Source organism: Pasteurella bettyae CCUG 2042, from assembly GCF_000262245.1.
GTDB classification, from domain to species: domain Bacteria; phylum Pseudomonadota; class Gammaproteobacteria; order Enterobacterales; family Pasteurellaceae; genus Basfia; species Basfia bettyae.
The window spans coordinates 1-21,314 of the sequence record NZ_AJSX01000046.1; the positions used below are offsets into that span (position 1 = coordinate 1).

Sequence of the window (21,314 nt, forward strand, 5' to 3'; positions counted from 1 at the left end):
GGTTCATTTCACACCTCACAGGCCCGGTCGAGGATAGTTGTCATTGTCATGATGTCGGGGTTGATAGTTTTGATTGTTATTGCGTTTGTTTTTGGACTGATATGCCATCACTGCGCCTTTTGTCGCTGCCGACCCGCCGCAGAAAAACGCAAAATACAAATAGAGATCGGTCGAATTGTCACGACCGAGATAGACCGAATACACAAGCACGCCGGCAAGCATTAAAAAGCCAAAAAATTGAATAAAGCCAGTGGTGCTGGCGCGCCCGTTGTCATTTGTGAATAATTCAAAAAACTTTCTCATGAGCAAAGTCTCAACATTAATTTGAATGCCGGTGTCATCTTGCCATTGCCGACATAACTCCACGCATTTTTGCTGTAAAAGTAAGGTCGGCATTTGGTTTGTTTTGCTCTCAAGCCGAACCAATCAAAAAACCATCCTAAAATGTCTGAAAACTTAAACTTCATTGTCTTGCGCTCCATATCTCAAGTTTTGTGCCACACGATTCACCCAGCCTTTGCCAAAATAGTCAAAGTTCTTTAATCGGATATAAAAATTAAGGCGTTCGCCATTTAACACCATCAACGTGTCAGAGATTGGATTGCGATTGATGGCCTCGAGAGAGTATTTGCCGATGATGCCGTCATCTAACACACCCACCGCGCGTTGCAACATACGGCTCGCATTGCCGAAACCGTGATTCACAGCAGCATCAAAAAATTGATACGTAACGGCATCAGGCATTTGCTCACAGTTGTAACGTAACCAAAATGCGCGACGGTAAATTTCGTAGGCTTGTTGGCGTGTCATGGTTTTCATGTTGCCGGTATAGCCGTTCGCCTGTGCGGTGCGTTTAGTGACACCCCAGTTGGTTTCCCCGCCCGGGTCTTGTGGGTCATTGGCATAACCGCCCTCGTGTCCGATAAGTCGGTCAAAAATTTGTTGGAAAGATAAAGACATAAAAAATACCCTCAATCGTTGATATGATTGAAGGTATTCTGTGTTAAATGGAGTGTAATTGATGGGGGATGGACTTCCTCACTCCCTATTGTTTTAAAACAAGGGAACCTGCTGATATTTCTGGGCTTGATGAGCGCGCACAATCTCTTTTACCCAACGATCTGAAACATTATATTTTTGACAAATTTCCAGCATTGCCGTTCTTTTACTTTTCTTTTGCCCATGTGTAGTGTAATCAAAATCAGCTTTTAATCTCTCATTACGCAACAACCGGAGCGCAACCTCACAACGAGGGATATAGACTTCTTCAGACTTAAAATAATGGCGCAATTTCACCGCATTTTCAAGACTGATTAATTCTTTCAATTTAGGAAAATAAACCGAGCCATCAGTAAAACGGAAAGTAGCTCCGCCGAACTGATTAATAATTTTTTCTACGTCAACAAACCTAATTAATTCCACCATTTCCAACACAATCTCAGGCAGATACTCAGCGACACTTTCAAACTTGGACTGCATAAAACTCCCCATATATGACCATTTGGGGCGGATTATCACACGTAAATTTCAAAAAGCAGGGTTCTACAGGAGAAAAGGTAAAGAAAAATCCCGCACTAGGCGGGATTGGTACTTTATTTATTTATGCAAATATTGTCACTACCCTACAACTGGTATTAATAAATTGTAGTGACTGTGAAGTAAGACGATGTGAAAGATGTGATAATTGTTCAGGATTAGGTTGTAAACGAATACCGAGATCTTGAACTGATGAAGAAAGTTCAGGTTCTACAACCCATTTATTATAACTATTCACATTACCAATGGCTATAGGCTCTTCTCCTAAAGCTATCATGGTTTCTGCTACCGTCCAATCTAGTGTGGCAAAAGCGGGGTTAGGCTTAGTTGCCTGAGCCATTAGACTAGTACATAAGCAACATATTGAAAGGATAAAAGTGCGGAGAGTTTTCATAAAATTTATCAATAAAAACTAACAGGGCGATCAATATAAGGATGTGAAATCACATTAAGATCAATACCATAGATTTGTTTTAATTTATCACGACTGACAATTTCATGAGCATTACCTTGAGCAAGTAATCTACCACTATGTAAGGCAATTAAATGGTCACAAAAACGTGAGGCAAGATTAATGTCATGGATAACAATAATAATTCCAAGATTAAGTTGGTGGGCCAATTTTTGAATTAATTGCATGACTTCTACTTGGTGGGCAATATCTAGTGCTGCTAAAGGTTCATCCAGTAACAAGAATTGGCTTTGTTGTGCCAACAGCATAGCTAGCCAAATGCGCGAGCGTTCTCCACCTGATAGAACATCGATTAATTGATGTTCAAATTTTTCTGTTTGTGTTAATACTAATGCATGATCAATAGCCGCATTATCTTCTTTCTTATTACTACCAAATAGACCATTCCAAGCATAGCGCCCCATAGCAATAAGCTCTCTGGCGGTTAAGTTGGTGGCTTAGGGAAGGTGTTGAGGAAGATAAGCAACACGTTTAGCAAATTCACGACTAGACCAATGATTAATATCTTTATTTTCAAAAAGTATAGAGCCTGATGAGCAAGAATTTTGTTTAGCAATCAATTTAATTAATGTGGATTTCCCTGAACCATTATGACCAATCAATCCATAGACTTTGCCTAGTTCAAAACTTAAAGTGATAGGCTCTAATAATGTCCTATTGGGAATTGAAAAGGATACTTGATTTAATTGAAACAAAATTTATTCTCATTCTTAGGAAAAGACGATGAATTTTAACTGAAAAGATTAAGCTGTTCAATGTGTATTGAGTGTTATTTAAACAAATTATGAATAAGTGCGGTATTAAAAATAAAAATTTTTAGGAAAAGAAAAGGTGAGTTATTCACTCACCTTAATTGAAGTTAAGATAATCGACCATTTTCGATAGTAATGAAGTGATCACAAATTGCCATAGTAGATTTACGATGACTCACTAATAAAATAAGTTTTTCAGATTTTACTTTGAGTAAAGATTGCAAAATCATCGCTTCATTCAGACTATCCAAATTACTGGTTGGTTCATCCAATAAAATGATTGGTGCATCACACAGGAAGGCACGGGCAATACCAATACGTTGTTTTTCGCCGTCGGATAAATTATTGCCCATTTCTGTCATTTTGGTTTCATAACCTTCGGGCAAACTCATAATAAAGTCATGAATACTGGCTTTTTTAGCCGCTTCAATGACTTGTTCTTTTGTCGCTTGACGTTTTGCCATCAGGATATTTTCATAGATTGATTCATTAAAAATATAAGTTTGTTGGGTTATATAAGCAATATTATCACGCAAACTTGTAGTATTTATTGATGGAAGTGCGGTCTGATTAATGCAAATTTTTCCCTGTTGAGGATCGAAGAAACGCATAATTAATTTTAATAAGGTACTTTTACCACTGCCACTACGACCATGAATTCCTACAATCTGACCTTTATTTACACTAAGATTGATATTTTGCAGAATTTGTTCATTACCATAAGCAAAGTTTAGATATTCAACTTGAATTTGTTGAATATCTACTAAATCTACACCTGTTGTAACATCTTTAATATTAGGCTGTTCTGCTAATAGTCCTAAAACACGTTCACCACTAGCGAGAGTTTGCAGCATATTATTAGAAAGATTACTTAAAGCGATTACAGGGCCATAACTTGACATTAATAAAATTACAGCAATGAGTAAACCCGCAAAATTAATTTGTTGATAATAGAATAGAATTAAGCCTGTAAATAAAATTAAAATATTAAATGCTGAAACCGCAATTTCTGTGTAAGCACGCACTTTTCCTTCTTGGTTTTTAATTAGTAAGAAGGCTTTATCAATAGCTTGGCTACGTTGATTAATTTCTTTTAAGCGTGCATCTTCATTTCCAAATAATTGAATTTCTTTCATACCTCGAATACTATCAAGGAAATAGTCATTCATTTCGCCCACTAATTCACGATAACGGCGACCATCTTCACGCGCCATTTGAGTAGTAATAATGGGTAAGATCACGCCAATAGTAAGATAAGCAAGTAGTGCTACTAATACAAACCAGCCTGAAATATGACCAAATACACATAGTAAAATTGCTGAAGTCAGAAAAGCAATCACAATAGGGGCGATGGTATGAGCATAGAATACTTCTAACAATTCAATATCATTGGTCACTAATGAAAGTAATTGACCAGCTTGTTTATCTTGCAATTTAACAAAGGCTAATTTCCGTAAAGCACTAAAGACTTTATCTCGTAATAATGCGAGAAGTTTGAAAGCAATGTAGTGACCTGAAGCCTGTTCGAGATAACGTAAGATACCGCGAGCTACGGCAAGAACAATAAGTGCGGTCAGAATTTCAGAAATTCCTAAATGTGTATTAAAGCCAAGGAGATTTGATAATCCCATTGCTCCCAGTACCATAATGAAAATTGCAGAAAGGAAGCCAAGGGTTCCCATAATAATGGTAAAGGACATTACATGAGCTAATGGTGTGACTAATTTAAGCAAATGCCACATTACAACAAATCCATTTTTACGCATGTTTTGCCTCCTTTCTGACATTTTCTAAATCTTGTTGTTGTGTGAACATTTCTGTGTAGAGTCCATTATTATACATTAATTCTGTATGTGTCCCTTGTTCCGCTAATTGCCCAGCCTGTAGCACATAAATATGATCCGCATGTACAGCATTGGCAAGTCGGTGAGAAATCATCACTATCGTTTTTTGTTGCTTTAAACGCTGAATAAATTGCAGAATAATTTCTTCACTTGCTATATCAATATTACTAGTAGCTTCGTCAAAAATATAAAGATCTGCATCATGTAATAAAGCACGAGCAAGTGCTAAACGTTGAATTTGTCCACCAGATAAATTGGTACCACGGCTTAATAATGGCATATCTAATCCGCCATTTTCATGCACAAAATTAGCCAGATTGACTTGTTCAAGCGCATGATAGATTTGTTCATCAGTCGCTTGTAAATTAGCCATCAACATATTTTCACGTAGGCTACCTTTGAACACATAGCTACTATGGCTTACTAAGCAAATATGTTGATAGAGCGAAGTGCGGTCAATTTTGGCAGAATTTTGTTGGTTAAATAAAATTTCACCTTGTTGGGGTTTGTAGAATCCCATCAGTAGCGAAACCAATGTGGATTTTCCGCAGCCACTTTTGCCCACAAATACCGTTAATTGTTTTGGTTCTATCGTCAGAGTTAGTCCATTAATGGCAGTTTTTTCAGCGTTATAAGCAAAGTGTAAATCATTAATTTGCACTTTAACTTGCTCTTGTTTTTTGAATGTTTCCGCATCAGTATTTTCTTCTACAGCGGTATCTAATAAAGCAAAAATCTTATCTGAAGCGGCTTTACCATTCATTGCTACATGGAAAAATGAACCTAATAAACGTAATGGAATAAAAAATTCGGATGAAAGTAAGATGAAAAGAATCACACCAAATATGCTAATATCACCTTCTTGATATTCTAATAAAGCCATGATAATTCCAATAGCCGCACCACCATAAGCTAATAAATCCATCAGTGATACAGAATTTAACTGCATAGTTAAGACTTTCATGGTGATTTTACGGAAATGTTCTGCTTCAACATTCATTTGTTGTGCTTTATATTCATCATCCTGATAGGTTTTTAGCGTAATTAACCCTTGTAAGTTATCAAGAAAGCTACTACCTAATCCTACATAAATTCCCCAATATTTGGCTAATAATTTTTTGGCAATTTTATTAACAGCGATAATCGACATGGGAATAAGAGGTACACAGACTAATAATACCAAGGCTGTTGGAGCATTAAAAAAGACCAAAAAGATAAATAATGTAAGTGGTGCAAGTAGACTATAAAATAACTGCGGTAAATAACGACCGAAATAAATTTCAATTTGTTCTACGCCTTCCGAAGCAATTTGAATAACTGATGAAGTAGATTGTTGGTTTACCTGATTTAAAGGCATTGAAGAGAGCTTTTGATAAATTAATGTACGTAGATGGTGTTTCACTTGCGTACTTGCAAAATAAGACGCATTCACGGATTTTTTACTTGCAAAAGAACGTAAGTACAATGCTCCAACTAAAATAATAAAAAAAACAACCGCACTTATGAGCGAAAGTTCTTGTTTAAATGCTTGTTGTAATACATAAGCAAATACTACGGCACTGATGATACCTCCCACTAACGTGAGCCAATTCCATAGCACGGTAATTTTAATCCATTTTTTACTGTCTGGCACAGTATTAATTAGGCGTTTGTCAATCATCATGACAGATTATTCCTCAATGGTTTTAATATAAAAGAAAAAGACGAAATATTTGATCATTAAGATACTTGCAATAATCGTACGACCTACGACAGAAGGCGTGAAATAGAAGCCAATAGCGAGCATAATAGTCACAATGAAGAGAATCCAAAATTTTGATTTTTTCGTTAACGCTCGTTGTTCATTCAAACTTTTTAGATGTTTATTATAAATTTCGGTTTGTAAAAACCATTGATGTAAACGATCAGAACTTCTTGCAAAGAAAAATAAGGCTAAAAGTAAGAAAGGCGTCCCAGGCATTAATGGCAGAATAATCCCTGCGATGCCAAGTCCAAGGAAAATAAAACCTAATAGTGCAAAAATTAATTTCATGCATAATCCTTAGCGTAAGAAAAATAATTCTCAATTATCCATGATTTCTTAGCATTTTCAAACTTGATTTTATAAAATAAACCCCAATTTAATTTAAACGCCTAAATTTTAGGAATTTATTATAAGGAGACTTTATGTCAAACCCATTATTAGAAAATTCAGTGTTACCTCAATTCTCAAAAATTAAGCCAGAACATATTCAACCTGCTATTGAACAATTAATTCAAGAATGTCGTGATACGACTGAAAAAGTTTTAAAACAGTCACACTTCACTTGGGAAAACTTTTGTCAGCCATTATCAGAAGTCAATGATCGTCTAAGTAAAGCATGGTCACCTGTAAGTCATTTAAATGCAGTAAAAAATAGTAATGAATTGCGTGAGGCTTATCAAACTTGTTTGCCATTATTATCAGAATATGGCACTTGGGTAGGGCAACATAAAGGTTTATATGAAGCTTATTTACAATTAAAAAACAGCTCTGAATTTGTTAACTATTCGGTTGCTCAAAAGAAAGCAGTGGAAAACAGCCTACGTGATTTCCAATTATCGGGTATTTCATTACCAGAAGAACAACAAAAACGCTATGGAGAAATTGTCAGTCGCTTATCTGAATTAAGTTCGCAATTTAGTAATAATGTGTTGGATGCGACGATGGGCTGGGAAAAAATTGTAACAGATGAAAACCAATTAAAAGGCTTGCCTGAGAGTGCATTACAAGCTGCAAAATTATCAGCGGAAAGCAAAGGGCTAGAAGGTTATCGTTTTACTTTGGAATATCCAAGTTACATTCCTGTTTTAACTTATTGTGAAAACCGTGAATTACGTGAAGAAATGTATCGTGCATTTGTTACTCGAGCCTCAGAACAAGGCCCTAATGCAGGAAAATGGGATAACACATCTATTATCGAAGAAACCCTAAAACTGCGGTATGAATTAGCAAAATTATTAGGATTTGAAACTTATGCAGATCTTTCCTTAGCAACTAAAATGGCAGAAAGTCCAGAACAAGTATTGGATTTTCTAAATAATCTTGCCAAAGGTGCTAAAGAACAAGGCAAAAATGAATTATGTGAATTAAAAAACTTTGCTTACGACAACTATGGTGTAACCTATTTTGAACCTTGGGATATTTCATTTTATAGTGAAAAGCAAAAACAATCATTATTTGCCATTAATAATGAGGAATTACGTCCTTATTTCCCTGAGCAACGAGTGATTTCTGGGTTATTTGAAGTTGTTAAACGAGTATTTAATATTCGTGCAGTAGAACGTCATGAGATAGATACGTGGCATCCAGATGTACGTTTCTTTGATTTAGTTGATGAAAAAGATCAAGTAAGAGGCCGTTTCTATCTCGATCTTTATGCCCGTGAACATAAACGTGGTGGGGCTTGGATGGATGACTGTATTGGTCGTAAATTAAAAGCAGATGGTCAAATTCAAACACCTGTGGCGTATTTAACTTGTAATTTCAATAAACCAATAGGGGATAAACCTGCTTTATTTACCCATGATGAAGTGACTACCTTATTCCATGAATTTGGGCATGGCATTCATCATATGCTCACTCAAATTGACGTGGGTGATGTATCTGGTATTAATGGTGTGCCATGGGATGCCGTAGAATTACCAAGTCAATTTATGGAAAATTGGTGTTGGGAAGAAGAGGCACTAGCTTTCATTTCAGGGCATTATCAAACTCATGAACCTTTACCAAAAGAAAAATTGAATCAATTAATCAAAGCAAAAAATTTCCAATCTGCTATGTTTATGTTACGTCAGCTTGAATTTGGACTGTTTGATTTCCGTTTGCATTATGAATATGATCCGACAAAAGGAGCTCGTGTATTAGACATATCAAAACAAGTAAAAGAGCAAGTTTCTGTGATTAAATCTGTAGAATGGCAACGTACAGCTAATAGCTTTAGTCATATTTTTGGTGGTGGCTATGCGGCAGGGTATTACAGCTATTTATGGGCAGAAGTACTTTCTTCAGATGCCTTTTCTCGTTTTGAAGAAGAAGGTATTTTTAACCCAGTGACAGGTAAATCTTATTTAGATGAAATTTTGACTCGAGGTGGTTCAGAAGAGCCTATGGTTTTATTTGAACGCTTCCGTGGACGTAAACCAAGTTTAGATGCATTGTTACGTCATAAAGGCATTTTAGCCGATGCAAAACATGTAGAATGCATTCCTAAATCTTAATTTTATTTTTCTATTATAAAAAGTGCGGTGGATTTATAAAAAATTCTTCCGTACTACGAAAAAAGCAGATCTTTGATCTGCTTTTTATTTAAATCATTAATTGCTAGTTTGCTGAGAAAATAGTTTCATCGTTGGAAGCACAATGGCACATAGGATTCCTCCAATGATCACACCGATTAACCCTTCTACTAACCATGCGGCATGATGATAAAGCGAAAAATTTTCTACAATATGGTGAATTGCGGGCAGATAATGAACAAAAATTCCTCCACCCACTAAAAACATAGCGATAGTACCGATTACTGATAAGGATTTCATAATCCATGGCATAATAAAGAGTAAAAAACGTCCGATTTGACGTAGTAATGTGCTTCGCTTTTGCATCATCCAAAAGCCAATATCATCCAGTTTTACAATTAAGCCAACTAATCCATAAACGAAAAATGTGATGCCCAAGCCAACGGCACAGAGGCTTAAAACTTTAGTCATCGTATCTGCATCCTGTACACTACCTAATGCAATAATGATAATTTCAGCAGAAAGAATGAAGTCAGTACGTATCGCACCTTTAATTTTATCGCTTTCTTTTGAGGTTTCAGCAGGTTCAGTCGAATGGGCTTCTTTTTTATGCAAGAATGTATGTAAAAGTTTTTCTACACCTTCAAAACATAAATAAGCACCACCAATCATTAATAACACGTTGATTGCCGCTGGAAAGTAGATCGAAAGCAGTAAAGCTAAGGGAATCAAGATTGCTTTATTAATTAATGAACCCCGAGCAACTGACCACACAATGGGTAATTCTCGTTCTACAAGAATATCTTTCCCACTGACTTGGTTCGCATTTAGGGCGAGATCGTCGCTAATCACACCAACGGTTTTTTTAGCTGCGGCTTTGGTCATTAAGGAAACGTCATCAAGTACGCTTGCGATATCATCAAGTAGAGTAAATAGAGAGCTAAACGCCATAAATATTATCCTAAATATGTACATTGAAATGTACGTTTAAATGGTTAGAATCAAAGGACTCGGTATTATTTCCAATTGTTACGTTTTGCTTTTTGCAATTTTTCATATGCTTTTAATAGATTTTGATGTGCTTGGAATTTTCCTAAGTTTTCATCATCTGCTAATAAATCATAGAATGGATTACCGCCCTGAATAGCTTTCCATGCAAAATCAACCGCACTTTGACCATACATTTTTTCAAATATCATGCGATATTGTGAGGGTTCACGATTTTCATCAAGGAATAATTCAATGCTATTAATTAAGCAACGATAATAGTTAGCACGTTCTGGAGTAAACACTGAACTGTTCATATTGTAAGTCCAGTTTGCCCAGTCTAAGGCTAATTCTAAATCACCTAAAGCTAGGTAGAGCATTGATTTTAATTCACCGATACGTAAAGTTACCCAACCTGATTTTGCCGGTGGTACTAATCCAATAAACTCTCGTACACGTGTTGCATCATCGATAGCTTGGTCATCAAGCTCTGTTAAAAGTTCTTGATAGGTCTCAGCATCATGATGAAAGTGCGGTAAATCTAATAAAATTTCACGCCATTCCATGCCCATGTTGTTATTAGCATAGATAAGATCATCGCTAGGATAAATATCCGACATGCCAGGCACGATACTACGACAAGCATATACATCTAAATGATTGTAATCCATGATATAGACTTCTTTGCCTTCTGAATTGAAGATTGACATCAGATTGTCATATTCTTCATGTGAACTGCCTGAAAAATCCCAATGTACAAACTCATAATCTGCATTTTGCTTAAATAGATCCCAAGAAATCAAACCACTTGAATCAATAAAATGTGTTTCAAGGTTGGCTAAGTCTGACACATCATCATTGTTAAATGAAGGTGGAGAGAACACATTTAAATCTTTTAAGCTGCGACCTTGTAATAATTCCGTTACCGTACGTTCAAATGCCACTTGGAAATTAGGATGAGCACCAAATGAGGCAAAACAAGTGCCATTATTAGGGTTTAATAAAATGACACAAATAACAGGATATTTACCGCCTAATGAAGCATCATAGGCAAGAATAGGAAAACCTTCTTCTTCTAATTTTTTGATTGATGCTTCAATGGTTGGATATTGTGCGATGACCGCTTTGGGAATTAGCGGTAAGCTAATGGCTTCTTTCAGAATACGATTTTTAACATAGCGTTCAAATACTTCTGATAATCCTTGAACACGAGCTTCATATTTAGTATTGCCTGCAGACATTCCATTCGAAGCGTAAAGATTGGCAATGATACTTTGCGGAATATATACGGTTTGTTGATCGGATTGGCGTACATAAGGCATGGCTACGATTCCCCGCTCATAATTACCTGATTGCAAATCAACTAATAATTCAGGGGTTAGCTCTTGGTTGGGATCAAAATAGTTTAATAAGAAGTCGTCTAAAATACCTTCTGGTAAAACATCGGGATCTTCAATTGGAAACCATTTTTCTGATGGATAATGAACAAATTCGCTGTTTGCAATTTCTTGACCTAAATAGTAGTCAGAGAAGAAATAATTGGTAGAAAGACGTTCAAAATATTCGCCAAGAGCAGAAGCTAATGCTGCTTTTTTACTGGATCCTTTGCCATTAGTAAAACATTGAGGACATTCTGTATCACGAATATGCACAGACCAAACATTTGGTACCGGGTTCAACCAAGATGCTTCTTCAATTTTAAAACCTAATGCTAATAGCTTTTGTTGAAATTTTGAGATACTGTCTTCAAGGGCAGCATCTTTACCAGGAATAAAGGTTTGTTCTGTCATATGTCTCTCAACTAATTAAAAAATGTTCGAGCATAATAGAGAAGAAAGCTGAAAGGAGCAAGTATTTATTGGTTAATCTCTTTAAAGGCGGCTTCTGGTGTGAACATTCCCGTTTGTTTGAAATGAATTTTTGCAGGTTGTAATGTCAGAGGACAAGTTCTTTTTTGTGCGACGATCGCAATAAGTGGTGCAAACCATGTCGCCTTCCGATGAGATGAGATAGATAATTTTTCACAGCCCAAAATCTCAAAATTAAGTAATTCTAACCAGTCAATAACACGACAAGTGAGATATCGACGCAATTTGAATTTATACTGTGAACTATGAGCAACGATAGGCTTAAATAATGGATTGATAGGATTGAATAGAGAAATAAATAACAACCCACTATCAGTGATTACACGATTAATTTCACGTAATACTTGGTGAGGATCTTCAGTAAAATTTAGCGTATTGATTAAAAAGCAGGCATCAATTGATTTTTCAATAAGTGGTAGTTCGGTAATTTTGCTTTGTACCATAGATATATCGGATTGATCACAAAGTGCGGTCAGATTTTTAGAAATTTTGGGGCTAATGATCAATTGGTGACGCATGGGTAGATCCAGGAGCATTTCCCCACTTAACCCACCTATCTTGAGTACTTGATAACCTAAAATATTTGGAAGCCAATTCGCAAAATATTGGCTAAGTGCGTTACAATAATCTTGACCATTGGGAAGTTGTTGCCAACTAGTAGGCAAATCCATAGGTTTTGAATGTTTAGCATGCCACATCATTTGATTAATCTGATTACCTCTTAAAAAATAGGAATGTTTATGTTAACTCCAATACCAGCACTTAATGATAACTATATTTGGCTTTATGGGCGAGAAAATTTACCTGTAATTGTTATTGATGTCGCAGAAACAACAAAATTATTACCCTATTTGCAACAGCATCATTTGCAATTAGAAGCAATTTTATTAACTCATTATCATGATGATCATACGGCGGGTGTGGCTGAACTTAAGAGCTATTATCCTCATTTAGAGGTTTATGGTCCCTCTGAAACAGCCGATAAAGGCGCAACTCAGATTGTTAATAAGGGACAGATTCAAACTGAACACTATCAAATAGAAGTCATTCCTACGGCGGGACATACAGCGCATCACGTAAGCTATTTAGTTGATGGGCATTTATTCTGTGGGGATACAATTTTTTCAGCAGGTTGTGGAAGAGTATTCACAGGTGACTATGCACAAATGTTTGATGCTTTACAGCGTTTAAAACTACTGCCAGATGAAACTATTGTTTGCCCTGCACATGAATATACTTTGGCTAATTTGCTATTTGCTGAAGCAGTGGCGAAAGACCTAGAACTAAAAACTGCGGTCAAAAATCAGAAAATTTTAATAGAGCAATTACGTGCTGAAAATAAGCCTAGTTTACCAACCACAATGAAATTAGAAAAAACGATTAATTTATTTTTGAAGGCTAAAACTTTAGAGGAATTTACGGAATTACGTAAGGCAAAAGATAATTTTTAAATTAAATGGAAATTAACCGCACTTTTTATGCTTTACACGTTAATTTTCCCATAAAAACTGATATAATCAGTAAGTTTTCAACTAATATTTAAAAAGGAAATATAATGGCAGATTTTAACCAAATCTTAACTCCAGGCGATGTTGACGCTGGTATCATCAATGTAGTAAATGAAATTCCAGAAGGTAGTTGCCACAAAATCGAATGGAATCGTAAAGTTGCAGCATTCCAATTAGATCGCGTTGAGCCAGCAATTTTTGCAAAACCAACTAACTATGGCTTCATTCCACAAACTTTAGATGAAGATGGTGATGAATTAGACGTATTATTAATCACTCGTCAACCATTAGCAACAGGTGTGTTCCTTGAAGCAAAAGTAATTGGCGTCATGAAATTTGTTGATGACGGTGAAGTTGATGATAAAATTGTTTGTGTTCCAGCAGATGATCGTGATACAGGTAACGCTTACAACACATTAGCTGACTTACCAGCACAATTAATCAAACAAATTGAATTTCACTTCAATAATTACAAAGCACTGAAAAAACCAGGTTCTACTAAAGTGACTCACTGGGGTGATGTAGAAGAAGCGAAAGAAGTAATTCGTGAATCAATCAAACGTTGGAATGAACGTTAATTTTTACTATTGAGTATAAGATTATTAAAAAGGCAGATCATTGTGATCTGCCTTTTACTTAATGTGTTAATTTAAGTATTTAAATACTTTCACAACTTTTTCAACACCACTAATATTACGAGCAACTTCTGCGGCTGCATTCCCTTGATCTTGAGTTACATTACCCATTAAGAATACTTCATTATTTTCAGTAATCACTTTAATATCGGTGGTTTTAACTGAAGAGTTGACGAGCATATCTGATTTAATTTTTGTGGTAATCCAACTATCTTTGGCTTTCTGTTCTACAGTAATCGGTTTACCCACTCGCATTTCATTATAAACTTCACCAACGCCTTCAACCCCTTTGGCTAAGCTTGTTGCGATGTCTTTCAAACTTTCGTTAGGAACTTGACCAATAAGTAAGACTCGTCCACTGTATGATGAAACGGCAACACGACCTTCATCTTTAATTTGTTCATCTTTAATTACCGCATCATATACTTGAATTTTTAAGGTTTCATCATCCACTTGTGTACCTGTGGTACGAGGGTCGGTTCCTACTTTTGTTGCAGCTGCACCACCACCGATAAGTGCTGCAACACAACCTTGTAGCAATAGAGCAGAACCTAAAATTAATACGAGTTTTTTTAATTGACGAATATGCATATGTATAAATCTCCTAGAACCGAAAATACAGTAAGTAGTGTGGTGTGCCTGGTTTTTTTTGTCAACTATTTTGTGTGAACAATTTATAGTCAATTAATTCACATATTGCATTGATGGTAAATAAATGACTCTCTAAAATTCGACTTTCTTTCACAGCAGGAGCTTGTAGTTCAAGATCATTTTCAGTAAGTAGACCTTGTAGATGATCATTGTTTGCACCAGAAAAAGCAATAATTGAAACATCTTTGTTAACCGCACAATTTAATATATTGATAATAGAAGCATCACCAGCGGTAGGAGACATGACGACAAGTATATCACCTTGTTGTGCAATAGCATTAAACTGACGTTGATAGAGTGTATTCACATGATTATCTGCAACAATCGCAGAGCCTACCGCCCCATCTATATTAAGTAACACAGACGGAAAACTTGGACGTTCTAAATCATATCTATTTAATAGATTAGCGACTAGAAATTGAGCATTAGCATAAGCACGTCCATGCCCACAGACAATAATTTTATTACCTCGTAATAAGCAATTCACTAATTTATTAGCTGCATTAACGATATGTTCGGGTAATAAGCGTGAAGCTGCAATTTGTGTTTGGATATTTTCAGTATAAAGATCTTTAATTTTTTCTAACATATTATTCAATAAAATTTTTTAGCCATTGAATATCAGTTGCTGTTGAACCAAAAGCGACTAAATCAAAGCGACAATTCGTATCTTCTAAACTTTTATTTTGGCGAGCCAGCCATAGACTTGCAGCATCAACCCATTTTTGCTGTTTGTAGCAATCAACACTTTCAATAGCAGAATCATAAATATCATTTTTTCGCTGGCGAACTTCAACAAATACGATTGTTTCATCCTCCAACATGACAAGATCTAATTCACCACATTTGAAGTTTTGGTTAGCCGCAATAAATTTTAGGCCCTGAGATTCTAAAAAAAGACGAGCTTGTTGCTCAAAGCTCGCCCCTTTTTGGCGTTTTAAGGAAAACATCAATTAAATATCAATTTAAAGGAACGATATTACCACCTTGGTAAGAATACCAAGTTAAATCACGTTCAATATTACAATTTGGACCCGCACTTAATTTACCTGTTAACCCACTCACTGAGAATCCAGGCACTTGTCGTAATTCATTAAATGAATTGATTAATAACCAAGAGTCAGCTCCCATAGCATATAAACGCATTAATGAATAATCACCGCCTGTTGCAGCTTCAATTTTTTTATATTGAGGACTATCAAGTTCTTTAAAGAATGGAATATCACTAAAGATAACATTTTCCATAGCTAAACGAAATTCTGAAGCATTATTAGATGAGTTACTGCGAGAATTTGTATAAATTTTTGCTTTTGAACTTGCATTATCAAGTGCCGATTTAATAGTCATTAAATTTTCACTGTTGGTTACTACAATATAAATAGCTTCATTCTTGGTAGGATCCGCAGTTAAGCTATAGGAAGCATCGTCAGCTTGGTTATAGTAACGAATATCTGCATCCGTTGAAGCTAATTGTTGCCAGCGAATATTAAATGCAGAAGCTGTTCTTTGACCTAAGTCACTTTGAGGGACTACGACAATCGGTTTGCGAATACCATCATTCCACATTCTTGTTGCTGCTGCTTCAGCTTCATCTTCTGGTGCTAAGCCGTAATAACACATTTTATCTACTGCTCGTGAGTTAGCCGTTGAATTTAATGCTAAAACACTCATACCTTGAATTGATGAAGGATTATTTAAAATCATATCCAAGTTATCTTTGAGTAGTGGACCGACGATAACATTGCTACCATTTTGTTTCGCTTGAGCAACAGCATCAACAACAGGTTTAGCCATGGTATCAATAACCTCAACTTGTAATGAGGAGTATGAACCACGGGCACTATCAAAACCTGATTTAATGGTAGTTCCTAAAATAGAAGCATTACCACTTAATGGTAGCAATAATGCCATTTTATTTACTTTTGTTTGAGTAAAATTAGAAAGGCTTTTTAATTCAGTAGGGAATAAATATGCTGCACTATGATTTGGATAAGTTGTTTTCCATGTTTGTAATGCTTGAGCTAATTGAGTAGGTTGACTTAAATTATTATTATAAGCTTTAGCTAAATCTAACCATCCTGCTAAAGCGACATTACCTTCAGCTGGAGTTGAGTTAATTAGTGTTTTATTAGCACTGCGTAATAAAGCCCAAGTTTTATCAATATTCTCTTGTTTACGTTGAACATCAGTTAACGCTGCATCCATTTGGATACGAGCTTTTACAGCTTCAATAATTTCTACTTTATTCTCAGCGATACGTGCTTTAACTTCATAATAACGAGCCTTCTGAGATTGGCTTAATAGTGAAATTTGAATTGGTGACAATTGGGCTGTGGCTTTATCATTATCACGTTTTACCGCTGAAATTAGAGCATCAAGAATAGATTTATCTAATTGTTGTTCTGGGGTAAGCTCAGCTAATTCAGATAATAGAGCTTCTGCTTGTGCGAGTTTGTTTTCTGTCACAAGAACACGAGCTGCAAGAAGTTTATAAGTTTGTTTATCTGAAACATCTTGAGTTTGTTCTATTTTATTCATATAAAAATCAGAACTAGCATTCGCATCATTTTTTAAAACATCTTGAAAGTTACTGCCAAATAAATTTGTACATCCAGCAAGTAATACTGGAAATAAAAATGGCATTAAACGTTTTTTAAATTTGGTGCGTTGTAATAGAATAGTCATAGTTACTCCGTTTCTAAAAGAATACGAGCGATCTTACTTCTCTCAAACATTAAAATCAAATAAAAGAATAAACAAAATGAATAATTTATCTGGAATTTTATACATTGTTGCCACGCCAATTGGTAATTTACAAGATATTACTCAACGAGCATTAGATATTTTTGCTCAAGTAGATTTAATTGCTGCTGAAGATACTCGTCATAGTGGATTATTATTGAGTCATTATGGCATAAAAAAAACATTTTATGCTTTACATGATCACAATGAACAACAAAAAGCTGATGCATTAGTTGAAAAATTGAAACAAGGTATGAATATTGCTTTAATTTCTGATGCAGGAACACCTTTAATTAGTGATCCAGGATTTCATGTGGTGCGTAATGCTCGTCAAGCTGGAATTAAAGTGGTTCCTTTACCAGGAGCCTGTGCCGCGATTACTGCACTTTGTGCTTCAGGAATTGCTTCAGATCGTTTTTGTTTTGAAGGTTTTTTACCTGCTAAAACTAAGGCTCGTAAAGATAAACTACAAAGTATTGCAGAAGAAGAAAGAACCTTGATTTTTTATGAAAGTACTCACCGTATTTTAGAGACCTTAGCAGATATTGAAGCGGTGCTAGGGGAAGATCGTTATATTGTGCTTGCTAGAGAAATTACTAAGACTTGGGAAACAATTACAGGGGACAATGTCACTAATCTACGCCAATGGTTATCTGAAGATGCTAACAGAACGAAAGGTGAGATGGTGTTGATTATTGAAGGTAAAGTTAAAATAGAAGAGCAAAATAACATTGAGCCTTTAGCTGTTAAAGCGTTAGAACTACTCTCTAAAGAATTACCGCTTAAAAGAGCAGCGGCTATTGTTTCTGAACTATATGGTTATAAAAAAAATACGTTATACCAATATGGGTTAGATAATTTTAATTAAACAAATAGAATTGGAACTTTATATTATGAATAAACTTAAACTTATTTTATTAACATCGGCATTAGTGGGATTATTTTCTTGTACTGGTTCTCAAAATAATCAATCAGGAAAAGTTGGATATTTGAAAGATAATATTAGCCAGGCAGAACTGAATAATGTAACTAATTATAAAAAATATAATTACGTTTGTAAGAATTTTGAAACAGCTTCAACATCCTCTTTAATCACTTATTTTCCACTATCAAGGGAAAGTCGTATGAAAGATAATTTTGGTTTTTATTTCCAGTTGGATGGAGGCAAAGTAGAGCCTTTCGATCATCTTGAAAATATTACCTTAAACCCAGAAGGAAATCGTTTTGAAGTTCGTTATCGATCATATCATCAAATCCAAGGTGGTTATGTAAATTTAAGTGCGGGTGGACGTAGCTCAATTTATTATAAAAATACAATTCCTTGGTTAGAATGTAATGAAATTTAGTTTTTATTAGAAATTATCATAGATAAAATGCCAGCTCTTTATATAAGATATCTGGCATTTTTTTATTAAGAGGGAGGTGTTATTGGCTCATTTTATCTGAAACAATTTTTAAAAAGCCTTGAGCAGAATTAAAAACTTCTGATTTTCCTTGTGCAGCTAGGATCATATCAGAAACTTCACGAAATGCACCTTTCCCGCCGTTATGTGTTAATACTATATCCGCACAATCTTTGATATAGTTTTCTGCATCGCCAACAGCAAATGATAGACCACAAATTGCAAAAGCAGGTAGGTCAACGGTATCATCACCAATATAAGCCGTTTCTTCGGCGGTTACAGCGGCTTGTTTAATTAATTCATAGCAGGCTGTTTCTTTTTCGAGTTTGCCTAAAATGGCTAGTTTAATACCAAGATCTGAAATCCGTTTACGTAAAATAGGAGAATCTCTGCCAGATAAAACAGCTACATCAATACCATTTTCCATCAGCATTTTTATCCCTAAACCATCTCGGACATGAAAACTTTTAATGGCTTCACCATTTACATCATAGTGCATTAAACCATCAGTTAATACACCATCAACATCCGTAATAACAAATTTGATCTTTTTAAGCTTTTCTTTCATATGTATTGTTTAATTAACTTGAGAATTCTACTATACCAACAACTTTATTATCATCGTTTAATACGACTAATGAATGAATACGATTTTGTTTCATAAAGTCTTCTGCTTGACCAATAAATGTATTTTCATTGATGGTTTTTGGATTCAGGGTCATTAACTGTTGAGCTGATTTATTTAACGTTTCTGTACCATTGGCGGTTAATGCTCGACGAATATCACCATCAGTAATAATCCCTTTTAAGGTTTCATTTTCCATCACTAATGCAACCCCCATACGACCTTCATTCATCACGGTCAAACATTCTGTAAATGATGTATTAGGTGCAATAATAGGGAGTTTAGTTTGCATTTGATCTTTTACTCTTGTTAGTAATCGACGACCAAGGCTACCACCAGGATGGAATTTAGCAAAATCAGTTGCTTGGAAGTGGCGAGCATTGATTAAGGCAACTGCTAATGCATCACCTAAAGCTAAGGTTACCAGTGTAGATGTGGTTGGGGCAAGGTTATTTGGGCAAGCTTCACGTTTTACTGAAATATCTAATAGGTAATCAGCATGTTTGGCTAAAGTAGAATTGCGGTTACCTGTTAATGCAATGATTTTATTACCAAAGTTTTTAAGGCTTGGGATTAATTTATTGACATCATCACTTTCACCACTATAAGAGATAAGCATCACAATATCAATGGGTTTTAGCATCCCGAGATCACCATGAAAGGCTTCTGTGGGATGAAGGAAAAAGCTGGGAGTTCCAGTGGAAGCAAAGGTTGCCACCATTTTACGACCAATTAATCCCGACTTACCTATACCACCAATAACAAGACGACCCTCACAATTTAAAATAAGGTCAACAACATCATTGAATGATTTATCAAGTCTAAGTCTAAGCTCAGATAATGCCTTTTCTTCTGTTTCCAGCGTATTTCTAGCATCTTGTAAATAATCCATCATATCTTTTCCTTTTCGGTTTAACTTTGCTGGCAATTGTAGCCTAACTTCATATTTATCTCTATATTATTTATGTAAATTAAGGTATAATTACCAGCGAGTTGGTTAGACAATCGCTGGTTTATTGAAGCCCTTAAGACCGTAAGGTATGCCTAAATAGGTGATAAGTGGGACAAGTGAACGAGAGGAAAGTCCGAGCTACATAGGGCAGAGTGCCAGATAACGTCTGGGAGACGTGAGTCTACGACTAGTGCAACAGAGAGCAGACCGCCAGTTTAGGCTGGTAAGGGTGAAAGGGTGTGGTAAGAGCACACCGCGTGAGTGGTAACATTTCACGGCATGGTAAACTCCACTCGTAGCAAGACCAAATAGGAACTCAATGGGTGTGCCCGCTCAGAGTTCGGGTAGGTTGCTTGAACGTGCATGCGAATGTACGTCTAGAGGAATGATTGTCCACGACAGAACTCGGCTTATCGACTAACTCAACATATTAAAAAGTCGCCTTATTGAGTAAAATATGGCGACTTTTATCTTATTAGAACGGCTTATTTATGCCCTAATAAATCTTTTAAGCCAGCTTTCATTGCTGACATTTGAGATTCATAAGAGGCTTTACTTTCTCTTTCGTCAATCATATATGTGATGGTTTCGGATAATGTCATTTTCATTTTTTTGGAATATTTAGATAAACGCAACCATACCGCATATTCTAAATCAATAGATTTTTTCTTAGTGGATTGTTTTTCCGCATTGAAGAAACGTTTACGTCTTGCTCGAATCGCTTGATCCAGTTTAATCACAAGTGATTGGGCCATATGGTTTGTAATCCATTCTTCAATTTTTTCGGGATGATTTCGGCTATTAACGAGATCTAATGCTTTGCTTTCTTGTAAGCTTCGCTCTTCGTAACGTGTAATATTTTCCCCTTCACGATTTTTCTTGGTCAAATATAACCATTTCCAATGGGTTTCTTGATTTTCGAGTTTTTGATATTTCATTGGATTTTCTCATTTATAAGTGACGATGTAACTGAAATATAATATACGAGTTTTAAAGTGATTTTTCTAGCGAAATTTCTGTAAAAAATAAAGTTGATGAAGATAAATTTTTGCCATTATGTAATAATGGCGATCCGTTAATAA

The 21,314-nt window shown here is 35.6% G+C and carries 22 protein-coding genes, 1 other RNA gene and 1 pseudogene; 6 read left to right on the forward strand and 18 right to left on the reverse strand.

What is annotated here, in order from left to right; genetic code table 11:
• Positions 1-15: 15 nt before the first annotated feature.
• The 8 genes and pseudogenes from HMPREF1052_RS09800 to HMPREF1052_RS09835 form a co-directional block, all read right to left on the reverse strand.
• Positions 16-396 (reverse strand): DUF2644 domain-containing protein, encoded by a 381-nt coding sequence (locus tag HMPREF1052_RS09800; protein WP_231284636.1) that lies wholly within the window; start codon positions 394-396, stop codon positions 16-18.
• A gap of 60 nt (positions 397-456) precedes the next feature.
• Positions 457-960, reverse strand: coding sequence for a glycoside hydrolase family 108 protein (locus HMPREF1052_RS09805; protein WP_005761667.1), 504 nt, complete (start codon positions 958-960; stop codon positions 457-459).
• A gap of 93 nt (positions 961-1,053) precedes the next feature.
• Positions 1,054-1,479 carry a Mor transcription activator family protein gene (locus HMPREF1052_RS09810; protein ID WP_005761657.1) on the reverse strand — a complete coding sequence of 142 codons (426 nt, stop codon included), beginning with the start codon at positions 1,477-1,479 and terminating at the stop codon, positions 1,054-1,056.
• A 121-nt stretch (positions 1,480-1,600) separates the two neighbouring features.
• Positions 1,601-1,876, reverse strand: coding sequence for a TroA family protein (locus HMPREF1052_RS09815; protein ID WP_005761670.1), 276 nt, complete (start codon positions 1,874-1,876; stop codon positions 1,601-1,603).
• Between the two features lie 62 nt (positions 1,877-1,938).
• Positions 1,939-2,703, reverse strand: a pseudogene (locus tag HMPREF1052_RS09820) (ABC transporter ATP-binding protein).
• Between the two features lie 164 nt (positions 2,704-2,867).
• Positions 2,868-4,526, reverse strand: coding sequence for an amino acid ABC transporter ATP-binding/permease protein (locus tag HMPREF1052_RS09825; RefSeq protein ID WP_005761659.1), 1,659 nt, complete (start codon positions 4,524-4,526; stop codon positions 2,868-2,870).
• Complete coding sequence (locus HMPREF1052_RS09830; protein WP_005761639.1) at positions 4,519-6,267, reverse strand: ABC transporter ATP-binding protein/permease; 1,749 nt, start codon at positions 6,265-6,267, stop codon at positions 4,519-4,521. Before HMPREF1052_RS09830 ends, HMPREF1052_RS09825 begins: the two co-directional genes overlap by 8 nt.
• Before the next feature lie 6 nt (positions 6,268-6,273).
• Entirely contained in the window at positions 6,274-6,636 is a 363-nt protein-coding gene (locus HMPREF1052_RS09835) for a YbaN family protein (RefSeq protein ID WP_005761637.1), read from the reverse strand.
• A 134-nt stretch (positions 6,637-6,770) separates the two neighbouring features.
• Between HMPREF1052_RS09835 and prlC the strand changes: the two genes are divergently transcribed.
• Positions 6,771-8,843 (forward strand): oligopeptidase A, encoded by a 2,073-nt coding sequence (prlC, locus tag HMPREF1052_RS09840; RefSeq protein ID WP_005761660.1) that lies wholly within the window; start codon positions 6,771-6,773, stop codon positions 8,841-8,843.
• Positions 8,844-8,939: 96 nt separating this feature from the next.
• On the opposite strand, the gene HMPREF1052_RS09845 is transcribed toward prlC, so the two are convergent.
• The 3 genes from HMPREF1052_RS09845 to HMPREF1052_RS09855 form a co-directional block, all read right to left on the reverse strand.
• Positions 8,940-9,812, reverse strand: a complete 873-nt coding sequence (locus tag HMPREF1052_RS09845) for a DUF808 domain-containing protein (protein ID WP_005761664.1) — start codon at positions 9,810-9,812, stop codon at positions 8,940-8,942.
• Between the two features lie 65 nt (positions 9,813-9,877).
• Positions 9,878-11,638, reverse strand: a complete 1,761-nt coding sequence (ycaO, locus tag HMPREF1052_RS09850; protein ID WP_005761647.1) for a 30S ribosomal protein S12 methylthiotransferase accessory factor YcaO — start codon at positions 11,636-11,638, stop codon at positions 9,878-9,880.
• 65 nt (positions 11,639-11,703) lie between these two features.
• A complete protein-coding gene (locus tag HMPREF1052_RS09855; protein WP_005761668.1) occupies positions 11,704-12,417 on the reverse strand; it encodes a class I SAM-dependent methyltransferase in 714 nt (237 codons plus the stop codon).
• Between the two features lie 39 nt (positions 12,418-12,456).
• Between HMPREF1052_RS09855 and gloB the strand changes: the two genes are divergently transcribed.
• Both gloB and HMPREF1052_RS09865 read left to right on the forward strand, forming a co-directional pair.
• Positions 12,457-13,167 (forward strand): hydroxyacylglutathione hydrolase, encoded by a 711-nt coding sequence (gene gloB / locus HMPREF1052_RS09860; RefSeq protein WP_005761643.1) that lies wholly within the window; start codon positions 12,457-12,459, stop codon positions 13,165-13,167.
• 104 nt (positions 13,168-13,271) lie between these two features.
• Positions 13,272-13,802: an inorganic diphosphatase gene (locus HMPREF1052_RS09865; RefSeq protein WP_005761673.1), complete on the forward strand. Its 531-nt coding sequence runs from the start codon at positions 13,272-13,274 to the stop codon at positions 13,800-13,802.
• Positions 13,803-13,868: 66 nt separating this feature from the next.
• Here the strand turns inward: HMPREF1052_RS09865 and dolP are convergent, their stop codons facing one another.
• The 4 genes from dolP to HMPREF1052_RS09885 all read right to left on the reverse strand — a co-directional run bounded on the left by dolP (position 13,869) and on the right by HMPREF1052_RS09885 (position 17,195).
• Positions 13,869-14,450 carry a division/outer membrane stress-associated lipid-binding lipoprotein gene (gene dolP / locus HMPREF1052_RS09870; RefSeq protein ID WP_005761645.1) on the reverse strand — a complete coding sequence of 194 codons (582 nt, stop codon included), beginning with the start codon at positions 14,448-14,450 and terminating at the stop codon, positions 13,869-13,871.
• A gap of 61 nt (positions 14,451-14,511) precedes the next feature.
• Entirely contained in the window at positions 14,512-15,099 is a 588-nt protein-coding gene (locus HMPREF1052_RS09875; protein WP_005761672.1) for a D-sedoheptulose-7-phosphate isomerase, read from the reverse strand.
• A 1-nt stretch (position 15,100) separates the two neighbouring features.
• A complete protein-coding gene (locus tag HMPREF1052_RS09880) occupies positions 15,101-15,460 on the reverse strand; it encodes a YraN family protein (protein ID WP_005761642.1) in 360 nt (119 codons plus the stop codon).
• Between the two features lie 10 nt (positions 15,461-15,470).
• On the reverse strand, positions 15,471-17,195 hold the full coding sequence (locus tag HMPREF1052_RS09885) for a penicillin-binding protein activator (RefSeq protein ID WP_005761655.1): 1,725 nt from the start codon (positions 17,193-17,195) through the stop codon (positions 15,471-15,473).
• 76 nt (positions 17,196-17,271) lie between these two features.
• On the opposite strand from HMPREF1052_RS09885, the gene rsmI reads away from it, so the two are divergent.
• Positions 17,272-18,120: a 16S rRNA (cytidine(1402)-2'-O)-methyltransferase gene (gene rsmI, locus HMPREF1052_RS09890; protein ID WP_005761674.1), complete on the forward strand. Its 849-nt coding sequence runs from the start codon at positions 17,272-17,274 to the stop codon at positions 18,118-18,120.
• 25 nt (positions 18,121-18,145) lie between these two features.
• Positions 18,146-18,598: a hypothetical protein gene (locus tag HMPREF1052_RS09895; protein WP_005761650.1), complete on the forward strand. Its 453-nt coding sequence runs from the start codon at positions 18,146-18,148 to the stop codon at positions 18,596-18,598.
• 79 nt (positions 18,599-18,677) lie between these two features.
• On the opposite strand, the gene HMPREF1052_RS09900 is transcribed toward HMPREF1052_RS09895, so the two are convergent.
• Positions 18,678-19,223 (reverse strand): KdsC family phosphatase, encoded by a 546-nt coding sequence (locus HMPREF1052_RS09900; protein ID WP_005761653.1) that lies wholly within the window; start codon positions 19,221-19,223, stop codon positions 18,678-18,680.
• 13 nt (positions 19,224-19,236) lie between these two features.
• Positions 19,237-20,172: a KpsF/GutQ family sugar isomerase gene (locus HMPREF1052_RS09905; RefSeq protein WP_040596586.1), complete on the reverse strand. Its 936-nt coding sequence runs from the start codon at positions 20,170-20,172 to the stop codon at positions 19,237-19,239.
• A gap of 97 nt (positions 20,173-20,269) precedes the next feature.
• On the opposite strand from HMPREF1052_RS09905, the gene rnpB reads away from it, so the two are divergent.
• Positions 20,270-20,661: RNase P RNA component class A (rnpB, locus tag HMPREF1052_RS10980), an RNA gene on the forward strand.
• Between the two features lie 56 nt (positions 20,662-20,717).
• Here rnpB and matP read toward each other — a convergent pair.
• Positions 20,718-21,170: a macrodomain Ter protein MatP gene (gene matP / locus HMPREF1052_RS09910; protein WP_005761661.1), complete on the reverse strand. Its 453-nt coding sequence runs from the start codon at positions 21,168-21,170 to the stop codon at positions 20,718-20,720.
• Between the last annotated feature and the right edge of the window lie 144 nt (positions 21,171-21,314).